Here is a 765-nt window from a genome sequence, read left to right as displayed (position 1 = left end):
TCAAGCAGAATTAGATACCACACAAACAGGTGCTGGTTTAGAAACCGATGGAACATACGATGCAAACGGTTCGACCAATTATATCAATAGCTCAACTTCTATCGTGGATGCGACCGAAGATTTAGATGCCCAAGTCAAAACCAATGCGGATGGGATTGCTACCAATGCGACATCAATAACGAACAATGCGACCGCTACAAACACAGCCATCGCCACCGTTCAAGCGGATGTCAACCAAAACGAAGCTGATGCCGATACTGCTATTGCTGCGGTGCAAGCGGATGTCAACCAAAATGAAGCCGACAGTGATGCTGCTGATACCGTATTACAAACAAACATCGATAACTTAAATACAGCTAATACAGCTGAAACAGCTGCTATTCAAGCAGAATTAGATACCACACAAACTGGTGCTGGTTTAGAAACCGATGGGACTTATACTGCAAACGGTTCAACTAATTATATCAATAGCTCAACTTCTATCGTGGATGCGACCGAAGATTTAGATGCCCAAGTCAAAACCAATGCGGATGGGATTGCTACAAATGCGACATCAATAACGAACAATGCGACCGATACAAATACAGCCATTGCTGCGGTGCAAGCGGATGTTAGTCAGAATGAAGCCGACAGTGATGCTGCTATTGCTGCGGTGCAGGCGGATGTCAATCAGAATGAAGCCGACAGTGATGCTGCTGATGCCGTATTACAAACCAACATCGATAACTTAAATACAGCTAATACAGCTGAAACAGCTGCTATTCA

Annotated in this window: 1 protein-coding gene; it reads left to right on the top strand. The window is 44.3% G+C overall.

Features of this window, described 5'->3' with window-relative positions; genetic code table 11:
• The coding region (locus ACFSQP_RS13100) for a hypothetical protein (RefSeq protein ID WP_376895227.1) at positions 1-765 on the top strand (765 nt) is incomplete at both ends.

It is taken from the genome of Bizionia sediminis (assembly GCF_042684585.1).
Lineage (GTDB): Bacteria > Bacteroidota > Bacteroidia > Flavobacteriales > Flavobacteriaceae > Algorimicrobium > Algorimicrobium sediminis.
The sequence above is the reverse complement of the archived record's forward strand: the minus strand, read 5'-3'. Positions and strand labels throughout refer to the sequence as shown.